Annotated in this window: 19 protein-coding genes and 5 pseudogenes; 11 read left to right on the top strand and 13 right to left on the bottom strand. The window is 68.7% G+C overall.

Annotated elements, in window-relative coordinates:
• Window positions 1-93 precede the first annotated feature (93 nt).
• Window positions 94-474: pseudogene (locus ACIOHC_RS40000) on the top strand (hypothetical protein); the annotation flags it as partial.
• Between the two features lie 84 nt (window positions 475-558).
• Complete coding sequence (locus tag ACIOHC_RS39995; RefSeq protein ID WP_351077254.1) at window positions 559-900, top strand: hypothetical protein; 342 nt, start codon at window positions 559-561, stop codon at window positions 898-900.
• Window positions 901-1,032: 132 nt separating this feature from the next.
• On the opposite strand, the gene ACIOHC_RS39990 is transcribed toward ACIOHC_RS39995, so the two are convergent.
• Window positions 1,033-1,539, bottom strand: a complete 507-nt coding sequence (locus tag ACIOHC_RS39990) for an RICIN domain-containing protein (RefSeq protein WP_351077255.1) — start codon at window positions 1,537-1,539, stop codon at window positions 1,033-1,035.
• Between the two features lie 164 nt (window positions 1,540-1,703).
• Window positions 1,704-1,913 carry a hypothetical protein gene (locus tag ACIOHC_RS39985; RefSeq protein WP_351077257.1) on the bottom strand — a complete coding sequence of 70 codons (210 nt, stop codon included), beginning with the start codon at window positions 1,911-1,913 and terminating at the stop codon, window positions 1,704-1,706.
• Window positions 1,914-2,451: 538 nt separating this feature from the next.
• Here ACIOHC_RS39985 and ACIOHC_RS39980 point away from each other — a divergent pair.
• Window positions 2,452-2,574 (top strand): hypothetical protein, encoded by a 123-nt coding sequence (locus ACIOHC_RS39980; RefSeq protein ID WP_351077373.1) that lies wholly within the window; start codon window positions 2,452-2,454, stop codon window positions 2,572-2,574.
• Window positions 2,575-2,855: 281 nt separating this feature from the next.
• On the opposite strand, the gene ACIOHC_RS39975 is transcribed toward ACIOHC_RS39980, so the two are convergent.
• Complete coding sequence (locus tag ACIOHC_RS39975) at window positions 2,856-3,731, bottom strand: LLM class F420-dependent oxidoreductase (protein WP_365691694.1); 876 nt, start codon at window positions 3,729-3,731, stop codon at window positions 2,856-2,858.
• Window positions 3,732-4,243: 512 nt separating this feature from the next.
• Between ACIOHC_RS39975 and ACIOHC_RS39970 the strand changes: the two genes are divergently transcribed.
• Window positions 4,244-4,591: an FAD-dependent monooxygenase gene (locus tag ACIOHC_RS39970; protein ID WP_351077262.1), complete on the top strand. Its 348-nt coding sequence runs from the start codon at window positions 4,244-4,246 to the stop codon at window positions 4,589-4,591.
• A 258-nt stretch (window positions 4,592-4,849) separates the two neighbouring features.
• Here ACIOHC_RS39970 and ACIOHC_RS39965 read toward each other — a convergent pair whose 3' ends face one another.
• The 5 genes and pseudogenes from ACIOHC_RS39965 to ACIOHC_RS39945 form a co-directional block, all read right to left on the bottom strand.
• Complete coding sequence (locus tag ACIOHC_RS39965) at window positions 4,850-5,140, bottom strand: hypothetical protein (protein ID WP_351077265.1); 291 nt, start codon at window positions 5,138-5,140, stop codon at window positions 4,850-4,852.
• 396 nt (window positions 5,141-5,536) lie between these two features.
• Complete coding sequence (locus tag ACIOHC_RS39960) at window positions 5,537-6,382, bottom strand: LLM class flavin-dependent oxidoreductase (RefSeq protein ID WP_351077268.1); 846 nt, start codon at window positions 6,380-6,382, stop codon at window positions 5,537-5,539.
• 455 nt (window positions 6,383-6,837) lie between these two features.
• Complete coding sequence (locus tag ACIOHC_RS39955; RefSeq protein WP_351077271.1) at window positions 6,838-7,590, bottom strand: aquaporin; 753 nt, start codon at window positions 7,588-7,590, stop codon at window positions 6,838-6,840.
• A gap of 907 nt (window positions 7,591-8,497) precedes the next feature.
• Window positions 8,498-8,689 (bottom strand): annotated as a pseudogene (locus ACIOHC_RS39950) (alpha-hydroxy-acid oxidizing protein); the annotation flags it as partial.
• 424 nt (window positions 8,690-9,113) lie between these two features.
• On the bottom strand, window positions 9,114-9,749 hold the full coding sequence (locus ACIOHC_RS39945) for an ATP-binding protein (RefSeq protein WP_401846427.1): 636 nt from the start codon (window positions 9,747-9,749) through the stop codon (window positions 9,114-9,116).
• 125 nt (window positions 9,750-9,874) lie between these two features.
• On the opposite strand from ACIOHC_RS39945, the gene ACIOHC_RS39940 reads away from it, so the two are divergent.
• From ACIOHC_RS39940 to ACIOHC_RS39920, 5 genes are all read left to right on the top strand, one after another.
• Entirely contained in the window at window positions 9,875-10,357 is a 483-nt protein-coding gene (locus ACIOHC_RS39940) for a MarR family transcriptional regulator (protein WP_351077276.1), read from the top strand.
• A gap of 127 nt (window positions 10,358-10,484) precedes the next feature.
• Window positions 10,485-11,723: a cytochrome P450 gene (locus ACIOHC_RS39935; RefSeq protein WP_351077279.1), complete on the top strand. Its 1,239-nt coding sequence runs from the start codon at window positions 10,485-10,487 to the stop codon at window positions 11,721-11,723.
• Between the two features lie 35 nt (window positions 11,724-11,758).
• Entirely contained in the window at window positions 11,759-11,968 is a 210-nt protein-coding gene (locus ACIOHC_RS39930) for a ferredoxin (RefSeq protein WP_351077282.1), read from the top strand.
• Complete coding sequence (locus ACIOHC_RS39925) at window positions 11,965-13,305, top strand: FAD/NAD(P)-binding oxidoreductase (protein ID WP_351077285.1); 1,341 nt, start codon at window positions 11,965-11,967, stop codon at window positions 13,303-13,305. Before ACIOHC_RS39930 ends, ACIOHC_RS39925 begins: the two co-directional genes overlap by 4 nt.
• A 46-nt stretch (window positions 13,306-13,351) precedes the next feature.
• Window positions 13,352-14,197, top strand: a complete 846-nt coding sequence (locus ACIOHC_RS39920; protein ID WP_401846423.1) for a TIGR03619 family F420-dependent LLM class oxidoreductase — start codon at window positions 13,352-13,354, stop codon at window positions 14,195-14,197.
• 121 nt (window positions 14,198-14,318) lie between these two features.
• On the opposite strand, the gene ACIOHC_RS39915 is transcribed toward ACIOHC_RS39920, so the two are convergent.
• From ACIOHC_RS39915 to ACIOHC_RS39905, 3 genes are read right to left on the bottom strand one after another with little or no spacing between them, the layout of a single operon-like run.
• Complete coding sequence (locus ACIOHC_RS39915) at window positions 14,319-14,795, bottom strand: MFS transporter (protein ID WP_401846420.1); 477 nt, start codon at window positions 14,793-14,795, stop codon at window positions 14,319-14,321.
• Entirely contained in the window at window positions 14,731-15,624 is an 894-nt protein-coding gene (locus ACIOHC_RS39910) for an MFS transporter (protein WP_401846419.1), read from the bottom strand. Before ACIOHC_RS39910 ends, ACIOHC_RS39915 begins: the two co-directional genes overlap by 65 nt.
• A gap of 13 nt (window positions 15,625-15,637) precedes the next feature.
• Window positions 15,638-16,141: a DNA starvation/stationary phase protection protein gene (locus ACIOHC_RS39905; RefSeq protein WP_351077291.1), complete on the bottom strand. Its 504-nt coding sequence runs from the start codon at window positions 16,139-16,141 to the stop codon at window positions 15,638-15,640.
• 405 nt (window positions 16,142-16,546) lie between these two features.
• Here ACIOHC_RS39905 and ACIOHC_RS39900 point away from each other — a divergent pair.
• A pseudogene (locus ACIOHC_RS39900) lies at window positions 16,547-16,690 on the top strand (IS5/IS1182 family transposase); the annotation flags it as partial.
• A gap of 58 nt (window positions 16,691-16,748) precedes the next feature.
• On the opposite strand, the pseudogene ACIOHC_RS39895 reads toward ACIOHC_RS39900, so the two are convergent.
• Window positions 16,749-17,030, bottom strand: a pseudogene (locus tag ACIOHC_RS39895) (hypothetical protein); the annotation flags it as partial.
• Between ACIOHC_RS39895 and ACIOHC_RS39890 the strand changes: the two are divergent.
• A pseudogene (locus ACIOHC_RS39890) lies at window positions 16,956-17,167 on the top strand (aminoglycoside phosphotransferase); the annotation flags it as partial. The pseudogenes ACIOHC_RS39895 and ACIOHC_RS39890 sit on opposite strands and share 75 nt — an antisense overlap.
• A 429-nt stretch (window positions 17,168-17,596) precedes the next feature.
• Here ACIOHC_RS39890 and hydA read toward each other — a convergent pair.
• Window positions 17,597-18,988, bottom strand: a complete 1,392-nt coding sequence (gene hydA / locus ACIOHC_RS39885) for a dihydropyrimidinase (RefSeq protein ID WP_401846416.1) — start codon at window positions 18,986-18,988, stop codon at window positions 17,597-17,599.
• Window positions 18,989-19,028 lie beyond the last annotated feature (40 nt).

The following is a 19,028-nucleotide window of genomic DNA, read 5'->3' as shown; positions in this document are numbered from 1 at the left end:
TCCCGAACCCCCACCGTCACCCTCGCCGCATGACCAGGATGAAAACCCTCAAAACCGGCAGCGCGAACTTGACGAAGGACATAGAGGCACCCCCCCCCGGTTCCCGCCACCAGCGGCGCACCCCAGTGGGTGGCCCAGAGCACCTTCACCTCCGGCACCGCCACAAAACTGGCCCTGACCGTGGACGACGGCGCGGGCAACCCTGAAGGTGTGCTCCGTCGCCTTCACACCCACCGGCACCACAACCACCCTCGGCGCGGTTCTCGACTCGGCCACGAGCGCTGCCACTCCCTCCGGCTGTGTGAACGGCGTGACCCCCTCCTCCGGAACTGGCACGATCACCGCTCTCAACGGCAAGGCCAACAGCGGGTCGAGCACATGGAAGGTCAGCGTCGACGGCTCGGACTTCACCGGAGCCGACCGCGGCAAGGTCATCGACGCGGGTACACGGTCGCCCTGCGCCGGGGTACCTGATCTTCTCGGTGATCGATGTCCGTCATGGGGCGGCCGGGCGGCACATCAAGCCCGGCCGCCCCGTGGCGGACCGAAGTCACCAACATGCGCATCGTTTCCCTCCTCCCGTCCGCGACCGACATCGTCGCCGAGCTCGGACTGGCCGGACACCTGGTCGGGAGGACGCACGAGTGCGACTGGCCGCCTCAGGACGTCCGGAACATTCCGGTGGTCACCGGAGCGGATCTCTCGCAGGACGAGATGAGCAGCAGGGAGATCTCGGACGCGGTGGGTGGCTCGGCGCACTCGGGCTCATCCCTCCACACACTCGACACCGAGGTGTTGGCCGCCCTGGCACCGGACGTAGTGCTCACCCAGGACCTGTGCGACGTGTGTGCCGACTCCTACAAGCGCGTGAGCCAGGCCGTGCAGTTCCTTCTCCGGTGACGCTGTGCTGATGTCGGGATCAGTGAGAGCACTGAGTTCCTGGCATCTCCGTTCCGGTACAGGCGCGGAAGCCCGTACCGGAACGGAAGAAGCGGGACGCTGAGTTGGTCCCTTGCTTCGGAGCCCGCGGGCTCAGGCGAGCCGGAAGTGCTGGTTGGTGTACTCCACACAGTCCCACTGGACCAGCGCGGCACCGTTTGCGGTGCTCTGGCCGAGGACCGACAGGCACTTGCCGCTGTGTCGGGCTTCGATGGAGAAGTAGCCGCTGTCCTTCTGGACCAGCCTCCATTCCTGGTTCGTGGCATTCACGCAGTCCCACTGGACCGCCGTGGCTCCGTTTTGGACGCTGGCGCCGCTGATCGACAAACACTTGCCACTGTTCACGGCGCTCACCGTGTAGTAGCCAGCGCTGGTGGCCACGAACTTCCACTGTTGGTTCGGGGCGTCCACACAGTCCCATTGGACAGCGGCGGCGCCGTTCTGGGTGCTCGCGCCCTCGACCGACGCGCACTTCTGGCTGTTGCGGGCCACCAGCTCCGCAGTGAACGTCGCGGCGGAGGCCGTAGGGGCCTGCACGGTCGTGAGCAGGCCTGCGGCCACTACAGGGGCGAGGGCTACGGCCCAACGGGAGATCTTCATGACGCTCCAAATGTGGGGTGGACTTGTCGCCCAAGTGATAGCGGTGCCACCCATGTCCAAGCATGCTTATGCCCGACAAGACACCCGAACAGTGGAACGTGCTTCACCGGAGAGCGCTGCCAACGCACCCCCTGTTCCGGCTTCGGCCAGGCAGGGGGTCTTCGTCATGCTGCGTCGTACCAGTGGGCCTGGCTGCCGCGCCATTCGACCCAGTGCGGGTCGTCGAGGCAATGCTCGGCGTCGTACATTCCTGCCCGTCGGAGAAATTCGATCAGGTCACGGTCGTCGTGGGCGAGACCGGCGATCTCACCGTTGATTGTGACCGCCCGACCGCCGGTCGGCGCAATGCGGTGCACGACTACCGGGGTACTCATCGGCAAAGGCTGCACCAGGCAGCTGCTCACGGCATTCCGAGATCTGGATCAGGTCAGCAATAGGAGGCGCACGAGCGGATCCCTCGGTGAGTGTCGCAAGGGCCTGCTCACCCGCCTGCCCCTCAAGAAGTCGGGCCGGTCTGGTCGGGCTGCTTCGCTGGTGCCGCCCCGACCCGGCCATGCCTTCCACCGTCAGCGGTCGGGGCCGGAGGCAGTCCGCCCTCTCTCGGCCGGGAAGGGGCGGACTCATGCGCCCGGGGTGGCAGGTCAATCCGTCGCCATACACCCATCTGGCCCACGGAACATTTTGGGGAGAGCATTGCCAACTGATTAGCTTCTGCTGCCGTCCGGTCCCCGCTTCGGTAACCAGCAGCCGGACGGCACTCCGCCCCCCTCTCGGGGAAGGGGGCGGACCTCCCCAAAGCCCGACTGTGCCCGACTTGCTGGCGGACCGCCGCCGCTCATGAACCACCGCCCCCTGTTCGGCTTCGCTTGGGTACTAGCGGTCGTCGCAACACCCGATCTCCGGGGATGCGATATGGCCGCACTGCCCACCGAGCATGCCTTCGCCCTGGGGCAGTTCGGCGCCGGCGGCCAGGCGATGCAGGACCCGCGCCCCGGCGACCCGGCCCGCTTCGACTGGACCGGCGACACTCCCTGACGTTCCCGGGCCGACTCGTACGTGCGCCCCCGATGTCCCCGCTCTGCCCGGTCGGCGTGCAGTACCGGGGCGCTGGGGCGTCCTCCGCGACTCAGATATCGGTGGTGTCCGCCCCAGGAGTGACGGTCATGAGATATAGGCCATTCTCCGAGACCCGTGCGGGCCCCAACTCCACGGCGGAGCGCTGCACCGGCTCCGCCGTGGGCTGTTGGCCGATTGTGAGAGACCCGAACCGGAAATGGCGCTACCGCCGACCACGGCTCCGGTGTTCCCCGATACCGTCATCCCAATAGGGAAGCGAGCCTGCGCCATTCCTCCCTCGGGAGCTTGTGCCTGTGGGTGCCGGTGAGCACCTGGAGGGCCACGTGGTCCCCGCCTGCCTGATGGAAGGTGTCGATGCGGTCGCGGATGCGGTCCTCGTCGCCCCAGGCGAAGACCGCGTCGATCAGGCGGTCGCTGCCGCCCTCGGCCAGGTCGGCCTCGGTGAAGCCGTGCCGCAGGAAGTTGTTGGTGTAGTTCGGCAGGGTGAGGTACATGGCGAGGGCGCCGCGGGCCAGCGCGCGGGCCCGGGCCGGGTCGGTCTCCAGAACCACCTTCAGCTCCGGGGCGAGCAGCGGGCCCTCGCCGAGGATCTCGCGGGCCTGGGCGGTGTGTTCGGGCGTGACCAGGTAGGGGATGGCGCCGGCCGCCCGCTCGCCGGACAGCTTCAGCATCTTAGGGCCCAGCGCGGCCAGCACCCTGCTGTCGGCGGCGACGCCGGCCTCGTCCAGCTCGTCGAGGTAGCCGGTCATAGCCGCGTACGGGCGGCTGTAGTCCTTCACCAGCGGGCCGTGGCTCACACCGAGACCCACCAGGTAGCGGCCGGGGTGCGCCGTTGCCACCTCGGCGAAGCCGGCCGCGGTCGTGGCGGCCTCCTGCTGCCAGATGTTCAGGACGCTGGTGCCGACGAGGATGCGGCGCGTCGCCCCGATCAGCGGGGCGGCATGGTCGGCGGTGCTGTTGTTGCCCAGCCAGATGGCGCCGTACCCGAGTTCCTCCAGCTCGGCCGCGGCCTCGTCCAGTTCGCCGCGCCGGGCCGGGTCCTCCGAGCGCAGTTCGACGCTCCAGGCGCCGTACCGGCCGACTCGCTGCTTCAGGGGGACTGCGGTGTCGCTCATCGGGTATTCCCTCCGGGTGGTGGGCTGTGCCGTGATCATCACGTCTCCAACCGCTGCCGACCGGAGGGCGTCCCGGGTCGATTCCCGCCGTTCCCTCAGTTGGTCGAACGGCCTATAGGACGTCGGACACGCACGAGCCCGCCACTGTGGTGGCGGGCTCGTGCGTGTCCGAGCGTGAGCAGTTGGCACAGAAAGTGCCGATATGCCCGAGTTCACCGACCGGCTGGGATACCGCAGTCCCACACATTCAGGTGACGGCACATCACCTGTCTCGCATACCGCCCTCTCAACTCAGAGGGTCAGGATTCGAGCGACGCCGAGAGCGCGCGGTGGAGACATGACTGGGTGCACGGCGGGCTACATCGCCGCTGGCCATACGGGTGGTTCTCCTGTCATACCCGGCCAGGGCGACCGATCAGCCCGGGGCTCTCACCCAAGACTGTCAGAGAAGGGGACCGGGCGCCTGACGAGTGGCTCGGCGAACTGCCGGATCAACGAAGGACGCCGACATCATGGCCTCTTCTCCCACGGTCTCACTGGCCACGCAGACCGATGTCCTGATCGTTGGTGCCGGGCCCGCCGGGCTCACACTCGCCGCCAGCCTTACCCGGCTCGGCGTGGACCACGTACTCGTCGAACGTGCCGATTCGGTCCAGCCCGGCGCCAAGGCCGCCTTCGTACAGCCCCGCGCTCTCGAGTACCTCGCCCGTACTGGGGGTTGCCGATCGCCTGGTCGCCGCAGGAATTCGAGGCCGCCACTTCGGCGTGCACGACGGCCCGCGCGCTCTGCTCCGCGCGTCCTACGACAACCTGGACACTCCGTTCCCGATGCTGCTGCTGGTCTCCCAGCAGACGACTGAGGAACATCTCAATCGCCGCCTGACCGAGCTGGGTGGCAGAGTCCACCGCGCGTGCTCCTGTTTCCACAGCCCCCGGCGCTGGACGCGCTCGGTCAGGGCATGTTCGCCACGCGGCGTGCGCCTCGGCGGTGCGCGGTTGCTGCCAGAGAGCGATATGTGACGTGATGCCGTGTTTGTTGTCGCTGAAAGGTGTGGGATCGCGGCATCTGGGCCGACCGGAGCGACCGGCCGTGCTGGAGTGTCTGCCGTGAGCGACCGTCAGTCATACAAGAGTGACTTGTCCGATGAGCGCTGGGCTCTGTCAAGGACGTTGTTGTTCTTGTAAGCGCGGGCGAACAGGGCGAGACTCTGGTCCAGGACCGCGTCGACCGCAGCCGTGACCTGCTCGGCAGGGGTGCCGGCCGCCAAGTGCTCGTGCGTGGTGGTGAAGACGGTGCCCGCCACAGCGGCGGCGAGTGCGGCGAACAACGTCAGCTCGGCTGTGTCGCCACTGCCGTCGGCCCGTTCGGTCAGCTCCTGCGCGAGCAGGTCGTGACGCTCGCGCTGCACGCGACCTCCGGTGGGCCGGCGGGGCGCCGATGCACAACTCGAAGCGGTGCCAGGACTATTCCGGTACCGGTGCCTCGTCAATTACCGCAATGCTCGCCTGGTGGCAAACCGCCCAGAGGGCCGCTGCGCTGCTCTCACTGTTCCGGTCACGGGCGGGACCGTGCAGAGGAATGCCGGGCGCCCGGCGACGACCCGAGGAGCCCGCCTCCACCCCAGGCATCCCAGGATCGGCGGTGAGGGCGGGCAGGGGGCCGGTCGCCCGGCTGAAGCGCGCGGCCGCGCACCGCTGTGCGGTGGCCCAGCACAGCGGCCACCTCATTCTCCTTGCGATCAGTCCTGCTGAAAGACTGCTGGCAGCGAAGGTGGCGGTCTCTCTTCGCCTGGCCTTCCGGTAGGTCACAACCCGACCGCGTCGGCGAGCAGATCCACCTGTTCCAGGCCGCCACCGTGAGGGAAGAAGATGAGTTCGTCGCAGCCCGCCTCGGCGTAGGCAGCGACCTCGCGGGCCGCTTCTTCGGGCGTGGACAGACCGGCTTCGATGCTTTCGCGGGTGTAGGTGCCAGAGGTGTAGTAGTTCGCAAGGCGGCTGTGCAGGCGTTGCTCCGCGTCCGGGCCCAGCGAGAAGTGCGCGATCGCCACCAGGCGGGGCGCCCCTGCCCTGCCCGCGTCCTGCCACGCCTGTTGGACCCGCGGGAGGAAGGCCCGGAAGTTGTCCACGCCCTGGGCGCCACTGATCCAGCCGCGACCATAGGTGGTCATCCGCCGCAGCGCGGGCTCGGTGAACCCACCGAACAGCAGCGGGGGGCCGCCGGCCGTGGCCGGGTGCGGTCCGATACCGCCTTGGCCTTGCCACTGCTGGGCGACCCGTTCGAGCAGTGCGTCGAACAGCTTGCCACGGCGCCGGAAGTCAACCCCGCTCGCGCTGTAGTCGTCCTCCCGGGTACCGGGTGCCAGGCCCAGCACGAGTCGGCCACCGGACAGGCGATCGAATGTGGCGGTGGACTTGGCGAACAGCGCGTGGTTGGCACGCAGCGGGGCCAGCAGGATGGTGGTGGTCAGCCGGATGCGGGAAGTCGCTCCGGCCGCGACGGCCAGGGCGGTCAGCGGCTCGTAGGTGTCGTAGACAAGGCGGTCGGTAGTGCCAAGCGCGGCGAAGCCGCGCTCCTCGGCACGTCTGGCCCAGTCCACGATCGACATGTCCGGGTCGGGATGCACGGCTGGTAGCCCGATACCGATGTCCATGGTGGCGTTCTCCTCACGGGGCGAGCGTATGGGGGCGTGCGCGGGCGTGGCGCGTCACGAGGGATGGGTGTAGCAGTCTGCCGTCGCTGAACATGCGACCGCCCTCACCGGCGGCACACGCATGAAGCAGCCGGGGCCAGGAGTCACGCAGCAAGTGACCAACGACCACGAGACGGGGAGGAACGGTCGGAACCAGCGTGACCGCGCTTCTTCAGACCGTGTATCGGACGGCGGTCAGTGTGCGCGCAACCCGAGCGGGCGACCATTGCTGAGCAAGGTTACGGAGCATGGCTCACCAGCGTCACGCGGCAGTTGGCCGCCGACGAGACGGAACTCCAGGCATTGCGGGTCTTCGCCGACGGGCCGTGTACGGAGAGCATGGCCACACACCGTCCCCTTTGGGGCGTCCGCCTGAGCACCCGCGATGTATCAGGAGTACCTTGGCCGGCCCGGGCCTACAACACGCGTCGGCTGCGTGCTTGTCCGCTGCCGGCGACACGGGCCTTGGACACCTGCTCAACTGCTGAGGGCCGGCCCCTGCGGATGAATCGGTCGTAGAGCACCGCGGCGAGGACACCACCGACCACAGGGCCTACCAGGCTCACCCACCAGCCGCTGAACGAGCCGGCGGCGATCATCGGGCCAAGGCCGCGGGCCGGGTTGACCGCGGCGCCGTCACTGGGGCCGCCGATGAAGACCGCCGCGGCGAGGGCGAAGCCGACCACGACCGGAGCAACGGGGCCCGGGAACCGCTTGTCGGTGACCGCGGCCGTCACCACGAGGACCAGCACGAAGGTGATCAGGATCTCGACGACCAGAGCACGGCCATCGCCCACCCCAGGCGCCGGGTTGGTGGCACCGAGGTGCGTGGCGGTCCGCGCGGCGCTGCCGTGGATGGCCCAGGTGGCGAGAGCACCGAGGATCCCGCCGATCATCTGGACGGCAACGTAGCCGGGGACATGCCGCCACGAGAACCTGCGGATGACAGCCATGGCGACGGTGACGGCCGGGTTGAAGTGCGCGCTGGAGACGTGGCCGAGACCGCCGACCAGCGCGGCCAACGCCAACCCGTTGACCAGGACGATCGCCAGCGAGCCGTAGGGCGGTCCGGCAATGGTGTGCGCCAGACTGGCGGAGGTGGCGGTGGCCGTTATCGCGAAGACCAGGATGAAGGTCCCGATCAACTCGGCGAGATAGGCGCCGGCCACGCCGTCGGAGTGTGGCGCCCCGAATCGTCTGATGGGAACTCGGATACGCTCTTCGACCTGCACAGGCATGTTTCACTTCCTTAGCTGAAACGCACGGCTGGTGCCGAGCCCTGAAGGAATGTCCGTCGCACCGAAGAAAGGTGCCCTGACAGCGTGTCGCCCCCCGTTCTTCAACCCGCAGCCCCAGGCTGCGGATATCGGCATCGCTCGTCAGAGGTGTCGGTCGACCGCTCGTCGATGTCGCCGCGATGGGTGGAGACCCGACGCAGGAGCTCGCCCGTTCGGTCTGCAGGAGCCCCCTTCAAGCGTACGACGTTGCTGTGGAGGTGTCTCCTTATGCCACCGAGCGGTCCCTGCCCAAGCCGGAGCCGCACCTCCCGCACCACAGGGGATGCGCGTCTCACCGGTCCCGTTCGACTTCGTCGCGGACCCGGTCGGCCACGACCTGCTCGACGGACTGCTCCGTCACGGCCGCGATGCGGCATACGCTGGTGGCGGTCGTGCCGACCGGGCGGTCACGAGCAACAGCTCATCCCCTGGAGCGGTGCGGGAGCTTGGGTAGCTGTGTGAAAACGAATGCCGCTCTGCCGAGCAGGCGCGTTTGGGGCGGAGTTGCTCACGAGAGGGGGCCTGATGCAGGGCAACCCTTCCTGAGAGGGCGGGATGTGAGTCTCTATCCGATTCGTCTCTGCGTCGGGGTCAGGCTTGCTGATCAGCGGCGCGGAGTGAGGTCACTCGTGGTGCAGAGCGAACAGGCCCGCCCGGTCGGTGGCTAGTCCGTCGCCGACCAGGCGCTTGAGCTTGGAGCGCATGCCTTCGATGTGCTCGGGCTCGATGCCGAGATCCCGGGCCCGGCACAGGTCGCGGGCGCGCCGGGGAGTCCCGGCGTCGCCGAGCGGGGCAAGGGCGCCAGGCAGTTGCCGCGCGGCTGCGGGAAGTTGCTGGTGGACAGATGGCGCGGCCGCCAGCCGGTGAGCCAGGTGTCCAGCGTGACCACGATGCCCTTGAAGCCGGCCGTCTCCGCGCGGTGCACCAGGCTCGCGGCCAGCTCCTGGTCGTCCGGTGGGTAGAGCTTGAAGAAGCCGGGGACCCCGCCGAACTGGGGGACCTGGCCGTCGCGCGGCAGGGCGGCCCGAGCCCTGGTCCCCAGCTCTTCGAACGACATCGGAAACGACGGTACGACGCCCCGCAGCCGGCCCTGGTAGTCACCGAACTGCGCGGTCATCCGCAAGTCTCCCGACAGTCACCGGCCGGGCTGTTGGGGTGCCCGTCCGGTGCAGCATGAGCACGAGGTCCGCCGCCGCTCGTTCACGGCACGGGACTCAGCGACACGGCCGTGAGCACGGAAATGCTGCTCCGAATATGGAGCACGCCCGTGCCCGCCGCAAAGCGGCGCTGATCCACTCGGCCCACCCAGGTCGTCCCACTCGCAGCCGCATGGACCACGCGTAGCTTGCCCGGCCCGGCCTCGGGCTCCGGGAGGTCCAGGACGCGCAGCACCGCAGGTCCGCCACATCCCTATTTCAATCCGACAGCTCTCCGCCTTCGATCAACTGGGCCGACGGTCGGACGTGTTCCCCGGCGAGTGAGGTTCTTCTGTTGGGACCGGCCGGGTTGGAACAGGCGGTTTTGGAGGTGTGACTGCCATGCTCCGCTGCTGCAGGGCGGCCGGAAGGCGTCGTCCGGGAGGGGGCGCTGCCGTGCGGTCGGAGACGTGCTGTATTCACGTCGGCCCAGTGGATGGCGTGTCCGAGCTCCTGGCGATCGCCGTGCGCGGCGGTGAGCTGATCGATGATCTCCAGCCCGCGGCCGTGCTCGTCGGGACTGCCGTTGCCTGCCCAGTCGCCGTCCGTGGCGGCAGGGCCTCCGTCGGCGACTTCGATGTGCACCCGCCGGGTGCCCTGGTCGCGGCTCAGTTCGAGGTTCAGTGGGGGCCGAGCGTGCTCCACCGCGTTGGTGACGAGTTCGGAGACGGTCAGCAGCACCGAGTCGGCCGCTTCCTCGGCGACCTTCCACCAGGCGAGGACCTCTTTGGTGATCTCGCGAGCCTCTCCGGCGGCTTCCGGGCGGTGCGCCAGGGGCCAGGCGCTGCCTGATGCCCGCAGCGGCCGCGTGGCAGCCTGCGACGGGGAGTCGGCCGAGGTGGAGGCGTAGGTCACAGTGATCACCTTCTTCCGGCACCGCGGTGGCACTTTGACTCCGACCAGTACCCCAAACGGTCCTATATCCATCTATAGCATGTTCTATATAGCTTATATATATAGAACATGCTATAGATGGAGGTATGGATGAGATGTCCGAAGAGGGCCCCAAGGAGGTGGCGGCGGCGCTGCACGAGCTGGTCACCGGGATGGTCAGGCTCCTCGTGCTGGACCGGCAGGGCATGAGTCTGACCACCACCGCCGTGCTGGACAGGCTGGAGCGGGAGGGTCCGATCCGATTGACCGGGCTGGCTGCGGCGGAGGGTGTGACCCAGCCGTCGATGACCGCGCTGGTGCAGCGGCTGGAAGCCCAGGATCTGGCATCGCGAGTGGCCGATCCGGAAGACGGGCGGGTCCGCCTCGTCACTGTCACGGAGGCTGGTCGCGAGCGGCTGGCCCAGCGCCGCCGGGCGGGGGATGCCCGAGTAGCCGACCTGCTGGCCGCGTTGCCTGAGCGGGACGTGCGGGCGCTGGCGGAGGCCATGCAGACGGTCATGCCCATCGTCCGGCGCATGCTCGGGACAGCTCCGCAGCTCCGGGCCAAGGGCGGCGGATCGGCTTCCTGACCTTCCGGGCCGCGCTCTTCGGCGCCTCCCTCCTGCAGGCGGGACCTGCTCCGTCGCGCCCACGCGTGAGCCGGGCCCGGTCCTGACGCCTGCTCAAATATCGGATTTCCGGAGAGGGCGGAGAACCATGAGTACCAACTCGGCACCCGGCACCGACGCGCTGTCGGCGGAGGTACCGGACTACCCCATGAACCGGGCGGCCGACTGCCCGTTCGACCCGCCGCCGGCCCTGCACGCCCTGCAGGCCCGGGCTCCGATCAGCCGGGTGCGGCTGTGGGACGGCAGTACCCCGTGGCTGGTCACTCGCTATGACGACATGCGGGCGCTGCTGGCCGATCCGCGGATCAGCTCGGACAGCACCCACCCGCACTACCCTCAGCAATCCCCGGCCTCATTGGAGCGCCGGAGGCAGTCGAGGAGCTTCATCGTGATGGACGATCCGGAGCACGCTCGGCTGCGCCGGATGGTCACCGCGGCCTTTTCCATCAAGCACGTGGAGGCGCTGCGGCCGGCGATCCAGAAGATCGTCGACGGCCTGATCGACGCCATGCTCGCCGGACCGAAGCCGGTGGACCTGGTCCAGGCGTTCGCGTTGCCGGTGCCGTCATTGGTGATGTGCCGGCTGCTCGGCGTTCCGTACGCCGACCACGACTTCTTCCAGTCCAACAGCAAGACGCTGATCAAGCGAACCACCATGCCGGAGCAAGCGCGGGCGGCCACCCAGCGGCTGGTCGGCTACCTGGACCGGATGATCAGCGGCAAGATCGCCCACCCGGCCGACGACCTGCTCTCCACGCTCGCCGCGCGGGTCGGGGCCGACGAACTCTCCCAGCGTGAAGCGGCCAACATGGGGATACTCCTCCTGATCGCCGGGCACGAGACGACGGCGAACATGATCGCGCTGGGCACGCTGACCCTGTTGCAGCACCCGGACCAATTGGCCCAGGTACGCGAGAGCGACGATCCGAAGGTGATCGCCTCGGCGGTCGAGGAACTCCTGCGCTACCTGAACATCGTGCACAGCGGACGGCGCCGCGTGGCCCTGGAGGACATCGAGATCGGCGGCCAGACCATCCGCGCCGGCGAAGGCGTCATCCTCGCCAACGACATCGGCAACCGCGATCCCGCCGCCTTCCCCGACCCCGACCGGCTGGACATCGGACGCGGCGCCCGCCACCACGTGGCCTTCGGCTTCGGCGTCCACCAGTGCCTGGGCCAGCCACTGGCCCGGGTCGAACTCCAGGTCGTCTACGGCACCCTGTACCGCCGCATCCCGACCCTGCGACCGGCGGCGGACCTCGACCAGATCCCGTTCAAGCACGACGGGCTCGTCTACGGCGTCTACGAACTGCCCGTCACCTGGTGACCGCGGCCAAGTGCCGCGCAGGAAAGGAGGATCCGATGAAGGTGATCGTCGACCAGAACAAGTGTGTCGCCGCCGGCCAGTGCGTTCTGACCACACCGGAGGTGTTCGACCAGCGCGAGGAGGACGGCATCGTCGTCCTGCTCACCGAGACCCCGCCCGAGCACCTGGCTGACGACGTCCGGCAGGCAGCCGCCCTCTGCCCGGCACAGGCGATCTGGCTGGAAGAACAGGAGAAGAAGGAATGAAGCGGATCGTCATCGTCGGAGCCTCGGCCGCAGGCCTGACCGCGGCCGAGACCCTCCGCCGCCGAGGCTGGAACGGTCACCTCACCCTGATCGGCGAGGAGCCCCATCCGCCGTACGACCGACCACCACTGTCCAAGCAAATCCTCACCGGCACCTGGGAGCCCGAACGCGCCACCCTGCGCTCCCTGCAGGATCTTGCGCGACTGGAGGCCGACCTGCGGCTCGGACAGTGCGCCGCCGCCCTCGACGTGGAGGGACGCCGGGTGCGCCTGGGAGGCGGTGAGAACATCGGCTACGACGGTTTGATCATCGCCACCGGTGTGGCCCCACGGCGCCTGCCCGACAGCGACCTGGCCGGGGTCCACGTCCTGCGCACACTCGACGACGCCCTCGCCCTGCGCGCCAGGCTGCTCACCGGACCCGACGTGGTCGTGGTCGGTGCCGGATTCCTCGGCACCGAAGTCGCCGCGGCAGCCCGGACCATGAACCTGAAGGTGACCCTGGTCGAACCGGAACCCGCCCCGGTACAGCGCCCGTTCGGGGACCGCATCGGCACGCTCGTCGCCGAACTGCACCGCGATCACGGAACGAACCTGCGCTGCGGCGTGCCGGTCACCCGGCTGCGCAGCGCAGGCGGCCGGGTGACCGGGGTGGAACTCGGCGACGGCACCACGCTGCCGGCCGACGTCGTCGTCCTGGCCCTCGGCTCCACGCCCGCGACCCGCTGGCTGACCGGCTCGGGCCTGCGCCTGGGGGACGGGGTGCTGTGCGACGCGCTGTGCCAGGCCGCACCCGGCATCTACGCCGCCGGCGACGTCGCCTCCTGGCACAACCCGCACTTCGGCACCCGCATGCGACTGGAACACCGGATGAACGCCACCGAACAGGCCATGGCCGCGGCCAGCAACCTGCTCGGCGATGCCAAACCGTTCGCTCCCGTGCCCTACTTCTGGACCGACCAGTACGACACCAGGATCCAGGCGTACGGCATTTTCCCACCCGCCGCAGACGTGCGGATCGTCCACGGCGACCCGGCCGACGGTTACTTCGCTGCCGCCTACGGCCGCCGCGGGAGGGTAGTTGGCGTACTCGGCTGGAACACCCCCCGCCAGCTACGCACGCTGCGCCGCTTCGTCGTCGAACGAGCGTCGTGGACGGCCTTCCCAGCCACACCCGCGCCCCACCACGGGCGCCGGCGGCTTCCCCCGAACGGTCACGGCCTCAGTCGACCGCGGTCTGCGAGGGCTCTGTCAGGTCGACCGTCTCACATCGCCGATTGCGTTTCCGCGGCGGCGTGCACGTCTCCACGACGAAGTATTCAGGAGGGCCCATGTTGACAGGCGTCAGGTTCCCCTCACAGGAGATTGGTTCGGTCGCGCAGTAATGCGCGATGGGGCCCTGCAGGCGACCGATGCCGGCTTCTCCTACATCGTGGTGAACGACCACGTAGTGGGTGTGGACCCGGATTCGCGGCCCGACTACGGTGCCGGATTCCCGGACGGCGCACAACGGACGGCGTCGGCCTACTCGGTGAGCACTGAGTTCCATGAGCCGCCGACGACCATCGCCCAACTCTCGGCCCTCCGTCCGGACCTCGGCTTTTCGACCGGTGTACTGGTCTGTCCGCAGCGGCAGACGGCGCTCGTCGCGAAGCAGGCCGCACAGGTCGACATCCTCACCGGTGGACGTTTGCGACTCGGGATCGGCGTGGGCCGGAACCCGGTCGAGTACGAAGCGATGGGGGCCGACTTCCGGACGCGCGGACGGCGGATCGAGGAACAGGTGTCGATCCTCCGCGCATTGTGGACACGCCGGATCATCGATGTCGACGGCGAGTTCAACCGTGTGGTCGGCGTAGGCCTCGAACCACGGCCGCCGCAGCAGCCGATCCCTGTGCGGATGGGCGGGTGGAGCGACATCGTGTTGGACCGCATCGGACGGATGGCCGACGGTTGGTACCACGGCCGCGAATGGGAACCGGACGTCCCCAGGAAGTTCGAGGCGATCGCCAACGCCGCCGAGCGAGCCGGCCGCCTGGCCTCCGACATCGGCCTGGAGGGTGCAGTCGAGCTTCGGTACGGCCTGGACGGGATCGAGAACAGGGCCCAGAGGTGGGCGGAAGCAAGCGCCACACATCTGGTCGTCGATCCCATGCACGCCGGGTGCCACGGCAGCGAGCACATCGATCACCTTGCGCGCATCGCCGCCAGGCTGTCGCCACGGGGCTGAGCTCGCGGATGCCACGCCAGTCCTTCTCCGACTGCGCGGAGCTGTGGCGGTGGAGCACCACCGAGGTGCCGGCCTTCTGGTCGGCGGTGTGGGAGTTCTACGGCCTCGACGCCGTCAGCAGCTACGACGAGGTGCTGGCCGACGCGTCGATACCCGGAGCCTCCCGGGCCAACGTCGAGCGGTCCAGCGGGACGTCGGGCACGGCCAGGCGCCACCCGACCGCCGAGCCGGCGGCCAGCACCACGGCGGCCGCGAGTGAGGCTCCGGCCACAGTGGTCCACTCAGCGACCGCGCCCCACAGGGCCGCGCCGACCGCCTTGCCACCCTGAAAGACCGTCAGGTACACGGCCGTCGCCCGGGCCCGGACCCATGCGGGGATGTTCACCTGCACCTGGGCGTTCAGGACGGACAGCACCACGACCCAGCCGATGCCCGTGGCCACCAGAAGCACTCCGGCGATCCAGGGGACGCGCACCAAGGCGAGCAGCGCGAGGGCGACCGCGAACCAGACGCCGGCGCCCGTCAGAACCGTGTTACTTGAACAGCGGCTGCGTGCCCCGGGGCAGCAGGAAGGCCCCCAGGACCGCCCCCACCCCAACCGCGCCGAGCAGCAGCCCGTAGCCGCCGGCGCCCAGCCCGAACCGCCTCTCGGCGATAACGGGGAGCAAGGCCCACAGCGCCGTGCCTGCGGGCACGAACAGCAAGGTACGTGCCAGTACCCGGCGGACACGGGGCGCGTTGCGGACGTAACGGTTGCCGGCGCGCAGGGCGGGGAGCATCCGCTCGGCTCCCAGCGCGTCCGGCTCGGCGCTGCGCCGCGAGGTGACCAGCGCCGCCGCGGTGACGAGGAAGGACACCGCGTTGAGTGCGAACACCGCGGCGGTGCCCACCAGGGCGACCACCAGGCCGCCGAGAGCAGGGCCGACCGCCCGGGCGGGATTCATGTTCACACCGCTGATCCCGGCCGCGGCCGGGATCTGGTCCCTGGGCACCAGTTCCGGCTGGATCGCCTGCCGGGCGGGGGTCATCAGAGCCGTCCCGCAGCCGAGCAGGAAGGTCGGCGCCAGCACCCCGTAGGCATTGATCCGCCCCGCCGCGGTGAGCACAGCCGGTAGTCCCGCCGCCGCGAACAGCGGGCCCTGCGCGACTAGGAGCAGCCGCCTGCGGTCGAGGATGTCGGCCAGAGCCCCGGCCAGGATGCCCAGCAGCAGCACCGGCAGGCTGGCAGCGGTCTGCACCAGAGCGACGAGCGCGGCCGGTTGCGACGTCTGCGTGACCAGCCACTGCGCGCCGACCGTCCGCATCCAGCCGCCGGTATTGGACACGAACTGCGCCAGCCACAGCGACCGGAAGGCCGGGTGGCGAAACGGCGCCCGGGCCGATCCGGTCGACGGGTCGCGCGCCGAGGGAGCGTTGGTCGACGACACGAGGGGAGCCGTCTCAGACGGATCGGTTTTCCGCGCTGACCATCCAGGCGTACTTCTCCAGCGCGTCGATGATCGCGTGCAGCAGGTCGGCCGTGGAGGGGTCCTCGCTGTCGACCTGCTCATGGTGGGTGCGCAGCGTATCGGCGGTGGCTCGCAGGCGTGCGGTGACGAGGTCGACAACGGCGCTCACACTCTGCTCGCCCTCCGGGAACCTGGGGAGGGTGGTGGTCGCTGCCACGGTGTCGGAACGGCCGTCCGGGCAGGCCGCGAGAGCGCGCATGCGTTCGGCGATGGTGTCGGACGCCTCCCTGGCCTCGTCGACGACCTGATCCAGTTGCAGGTGCAGGTCCCGGAAGTTGTGACCGACCACGTTCCAGTGGGCCTGTTTCCCCTGGAGGTGTAGTTCGACGAGGTCCACCACGATCTGCTGCAAGGCCCGGGCAAGCTGCGGCGAGGCCTTGAACCCGGCGGCATCTTCCGAACGCCGGGAGCCCCCAGGGGTAGAGGAAGCGGTCATGGTGTCTTCTCCTTTGAGAGCACAAGAGAGCGGGCCCCCGGAACCGGAGGCCCGTGGGCCGGTGCCATCAAGCCTATGAAGGTCCCTCTCCGCCGCCACCCGGCGTTCGTCCGTCCGCCCGTCCGGCAGCGTCGGCGTCACCCCGCCAGGGCACGCCCCCGGCCAGGTGGCCGGGTGGCGTACGGCCCGGAACCAGGCCGTGGACGACCTGGACCAGCTGAAGACCGCCGACGAGGACGAGACCGTGCAGATCGCCCTCGCCTACGCTGCCCGGCTCAAGGAACTGCAAGAGAAGTGAGCTGGCCTTCCGCCAGCAGCGGCAGCCAGGCTGGCCCGGCGAGGTGCACCACCGGACGTGGCTGCCAGGGGGCGGGCATCAGTGACCGGGCCTGCGCCGTCGCCCCGGCCGCCTCCTCCCGCAGTCGCGGCAGCGCCTGGTGCAGGGCGCGCCGTACGGCTGAAAGGGGGCTCCGCAGCCCTGCGCTCGGACGCTCCCGGGGCGGCCTGACCAGCAGGATCCACCTGGCCTGCGACGCCCTGGGACGTCCGCGAGTTTGTCGTACCTCGTGGCCACGGCGCGGCTCCTCTTGAGGCGATTGATGCCGCACTCGACCGCAGGTCGCGCCTTGTAATCCTCCGGGTCGAGCCTCGGCGGACGGCCGCCGCGGGAGCCGAGTTCCTTTCGGTTGCGGGCCTGGTCGGCCTTGTCCGGGATGGTGCGGCGTATGCCGCGTTTGCACAGGTAGGCGTGGTTCCTGCGAGAGGCGTACGCCTTGTCGGCGCGCACGCGGTAGGGCCGGGTGCGGGGTCTGCCCGGCTCAGTGGCGTACTGGACGGCGGCAGCTTCGGCCCGGCCGACCCCGCGCTGGACCTGGTTGCCGCGCGGCACCTGCTGCAAGAGGGACCGCGTGACGTGCTTCGACAGGCCCTGGGCTGTGACGACCTGGAGTGGGAGCGTGGGAGGCATGAGCTTTGGCACAGGCGAGGGGGCTCGTGCGGTACTACTGGGGTGGCGTCATCCAGTGACCTGAGTCTTGGGAAAGCTATGGAACCAGGCCGCGACGGGCGATGCCCTCGGAGGTGCGAATGCCTCGGAGGCGCGAATGCGTTCCGTGGTCTCACGCCCCTAAGGGTTGTCCCGTAATCCGTGGTGGATCAGTGCGCGGCGTCGGATGCGGTACATCGCAAGGCGGAGGGACATCCGCATACTGGATGTATGCGGACGTCCCGACAACGCGGCGAGGTGCCGTAGCTGTCGTCGCGCGCCCGCCAGGGATTGCGGGACAGCCCTTAGCTCCCGTACCCCCGCGCCGGTCCGGGAGGCCAGGCAGGGTATGCGGCGCTGGTAGCGCTGATTGCGAGTCCTTTAGGGCTGATGACGCCTATCAGCCCTGAAGGACTCTCTGCCGAGATGCCACCAGGACGGGAGAACGTGGAATTTCGCCGCGAGACAGCTCAGTTCGCAAACTGACAGGTTCCTCGCGGCAGATACCCCCCGTGCCCCGCGTGGCCCACATAGGTGCATTTGTCGATCACCGGAACACCACGTGACAGCACCGTCTCTACCCGTCCCGTCACGTGCTTGCCCTCGTAGGCCGAGTAGTCGACGTTCATGTGATGCGTCTCGGCGGACATGATCTGTTCGGCATGCGGATCGTAGACGACGATATCGGCGTCGGCCCCCGGAGCGATCGTGCCTTTCTTCGGATAAACGCCGAACATCCGGGCCGGCGCCGCGCAGGCGATCTCGATCCAACGACGCCGGCTGATATGCCCGTCCACCACGGCCTGGTGCAGCAGGTCCATGCGATTCTCGACACCCGGCATGCCATTCGGAATCTTCGAGAAATCCCCACGACCCATCTCCTTCTGCCCCTTGAAGCAGAACGGGCAATGGTCCGTGGAAACCACCTGCAGATCATTCGTCCGCAGCCCACGCCACAGCGCCGCCTGATGCTCCTTCGGACGCAGCGGAGCAGAACAGACATACTTCGCGCCTTCGAATTCAGGCTCGGCCAGGTTGTCGGTCGACAAGAAGAGGTACTGCGGGCAGGTCTCGCCAAATACCGGAAGGCCCTCGTCCCGAGCCCGCGCCAATTCAGCGACGGCCTCTTGCGCCGACACGTGCACCACGTAGAGAGGAGCACCCGCCACCTGGCTCAGTTTGATCACCCGATGCGTCGCCTCCGCCTCAAGGAGGGCCTTCCGGACCTCACCGTGATAGCGCGGATCCCTCTCCCCACGTGCCAGAGCCTGCTCCACCAGCACATCGATGGCGAGACCATTTTCCGCGTGCGTCATCACCAGACCGCCGTTCGAGCCAGCGCGCTGCATAGCCCGGAGAATCTGACCGTCGTCGGAAAGAAAGACCCCCGGGTACGCGGTGAAGAGCTTGAACGAAGTAACGCCGGCCGAGACGAGCCCGTCCATTTCCTTGAGCGAGGACTCGTTCACGTCGGACATGATCATGTGGAAGGCGTAGTCGATCGCGCACTTGCCATCCGCTTTCTCATGCCATGCATCGAGCCCTTCACCGAGCGAACCGCCCTTGGGCTGAATAGCGAAATCAATGATGGTCGTTGTGCCGCCCCAGGCCGCGGCCCGGGTGCCGGTCTCGAAGGTGTCGGAAGCGAACGTGCCGCCGAACGGCATCTCCATATGCGTATGGGCGTCGACCCCGCCCGGGATCACGTACTTCTGCGCAGCGTCGATGACGTGATCGGCGGTCCACTCATGACTGCCGTGGGTGGCCAAGGCCACGACGCGGCCACCGTCGATGAGTACGTCCGCGTGGAGTTCGTCGGAGGCCGTGATGACCAGACCGCCAGTGATCAGAGTGCGTGCCACAGCTTCTGCTCCATTCGCGCCGAATACGGGGTACTTACTT

The organism is Streptomyces sp. NPDC088252 (genome assembly GCF_044740965.1).
GTDB lineage: Bacteria > Actinomycetota > Actinomycetes > Streptomycetales > Streptomycetaceae > Streptomyces.
Note: the sequence above shows the minus strand (reverse complement) of the source record. Positions and strands in the feature narration are given on the sequence as shown.

Bases quoted from the DNA above. Each gene is read 5' to 3' on its own strand.
- ACIOHC_RS39995 (WP_351077254.1), top strand. From the start codon at position 559: ATGCGCATCGTTTCCCTCCTCCCGTCCGCGACCGACATCGTCGCCGAG.
- ACIOHC_RS39990 (WP_351077255.1), bottom strand. From the start codon at position 1,539: ATGAAGATCTCCCGTTGGGCCGTAGCCCTCGCCCCTGTAGTGGCCGCA.
- ACIOHC_RS39985 (WP_351077257.1), bottom strand. From the start codon at position 1,913: ATGAGTACCCCGGTAGTCGTGCACCGCATTGCGCCGACCGGCGGTCGG.
- ACIOHC_RS39980 (WP_351077373.1), top strand. From the start codon at position 2,452: ATGGCCGCACTGCCCACCGAGCATGCCTTCGCCCTGGGGCAGTTCGGC.
- ACIOHC_RS39975 (WP_365691694.1), bottom strand. From the start codon at position 3,731: ATGAGCGACACCGCAGTCCCCCTGAAGCAGCGAGTCGGCCGGTACGGC.
- ACIOHC_RS39970 (WP_351077262.1), top strand. From the start codon at position 4,244: ATGGCCTCTTCTCCCACGGTCTCACTGGCCACGCAGACCGATGTCCTG.
- ACIOHC_RS39960 (WP_351077268.1), bottom strand. From the start codon at position 6,382: ATGGACATCGGTATCGGGCTACCAGCCGTGCATCCCGACCCGGACATG.
- ACIOHC_RS39940 (WP_351077276.1), top strand. From the start codon at position 9,875: ATGGATGAGATGTCCGAAGAGGGCCCCAAGGAGGTGGCGGCGGCGCTG.
- ACIOHC_RS39935 (WP_351077279.1), top strand. From the start codon at position 10,485: ATGAGTACCAACTCGGCACCCGGCACCGACGCGCTGTCGGCGGAGGTA.
- ACIOHC_RS39930 (WP_351077282.1), top strand. From the start codon at position 11,759: ATGAAGGTGATCGTCGACCAGAACAAGTGTGTCGCCGCCGGCCAGTGC.
- ACIOHC_RS39925 (WP_351077285.1), top strand. From the start codon at position 11,965: ATGAAGCGGATCGTCATCGTCGGAGCCTCGGCCGCAGGCCTGACCGCG.
- ACIOHC_RS39920 (WP_401846423.1), top strand. From the start codon at position 13,352: ATGCGCGATGGGGCCCTGCAGGCGACCGATGCCGGCTTCTCCTACATC.
- ACIOHC_RS39905 (WP_351077291.1), bottom strand. From the start codon at position 16,141: ATGACCGCTTCCTCTACCCCTGGGGGCTCCCGGCGTTCGGAAGATGCC.